Annotated in this window: 2 protein-coding genes; one reads left to right on the top strand and one right to left on the bottom strand. The window is 66.9% G+C overall.

Annotated features, from left to right (window positions below):
- Positions 1 to 750 (bottom strand): acyl-CoA dehydrogenase family protein (locus BN4332_RS27920; RefSeq protein ID WP_200820453.1); only part of this gene is annotated, 750 nt, incomplete at its 3' end.
- Positions 751 to 816: 66 nt separating this feature from the next.
- Between BN4332_RS27920 and BN4332_RS27915 the strand changes: the two genes are divergently transcribed.
- Positions 817 to 1184: SDR family NAD(P)-dependent oxidoreductase (locus BN4332_RS27915; RefSeq protein ID WP_200820452.1), on the top strand; the 368-nt coding region annotated here is incomplete at its 3' end.

Here is a 1184-nt window from a genome sequence, read left to right as displayed (position 1 = left end):
GCCGCGGGCCAGTGACGTCATCGCGGCCCGGTAGCCGACGTCCTCGCTGCCGCCGACGAGTGCGCTGGCCGGCACCCGCACGCCGGTGAGATTGACGTCTGCGGTCCAGGCGCCCTCCTGACCCATCTTGGCGTCCTTGGCGCCGACCTCGACCCCGGTTGCGTCGGCCGGCACGAGAAACACTGCGATGCCCGGGCCGTTTTCGTCGGCCGGGCGGGTGCGGGCGAACACGACGAACAGATTCGCGGTGGGCGCGTTGGTGATGAACCGCTTCTGGCCGTCGATCACCCAATCGTCCCCGTCGCGAACCGCCTTGGTGCGCAGGCCCGCCGGGTTGGAGCCGGCGCCGGGCTCGGTGAGGGCGAACGAGGCGACGACGTCACCGGAGGCGATGCCTTCCAGCCACCGGGACTTCTGCTCATCGGTGCCGAAACCCACCAGGACCTGGCCGGCGATGCCGTTGTTGGTGCCGAACATCGACCGCAATGCCAGCGACGTGTAGCCGAATTCCATTGCCAGTTCGACATCTTGGGCCAGGTTGAGGCCGAGGCCGCCCCATTGCTGGGGGATCGCGTAACCGAACAAGCCCATGTCCTTGGCCTGGTTGCGCAGATCGTCGGGTACCTGGTCGGTGGCCAGGATCTCGTTCTCGCGGGGCACCACGGCGGAGCGGATGAAGCTGCGGGTCTGTGCCAGGATCTCGGCGAAGTCCTCGTCGCTGACTTCTGTAGTGGCCGCGGTCGTGGTCACAGGTGAGCTCCATTTCGTCGCGCTGAACCCGCAGGGGCGATGAATCTCCAATATCATATATGAAATATGATCTGGCTCAGTTGGAGCCCCCGCGATCGAAAGTTAGGTGATCAGGTGTCGTTGCTGAGCGGTCAGACTGCAGTGGTGACGGGCGGTGCCCAGGGTCTGGGCCTGGCCATCGCGAAACGCTTCATCAGCGAGGGTGCCCGCGTGGTGCTCGGCGACGTGAACCTGGAAGCCACCGAGGCGGCCGCCCAGGAACTCGGGGGCCCCGACGTGGCGACCGCGGTGCGCTGCGACGTCACCGCGTCCGCCGAAGTCGAGGCGCTCGTGCAGGCCGCCGTCGAGCGCTTCGGCGGACTGGACATCATGGTCAACAACGCGCGCATCACCCGGGACGCCACTCTGCGCAAGATGACCGAGGAGCAGTTCGA

It is taken from the genome of Mycolicibacterium houstonense, from assembly GCF_900078665.2.
In the GTDB taxonomy this organism is placed as follows: domain Bacteria; phylum Actinomycetota; class Actinomycetes; order Mycobacteriales; family Mycobacteriaceae; genus Mycobacterium; species Mycobacterium houstonense.
The sequence above is the reverse complement of the archived record's forward strand: the minus strand, read 5'-3'. Positions and strand labels throughout refer to the sequence as shown.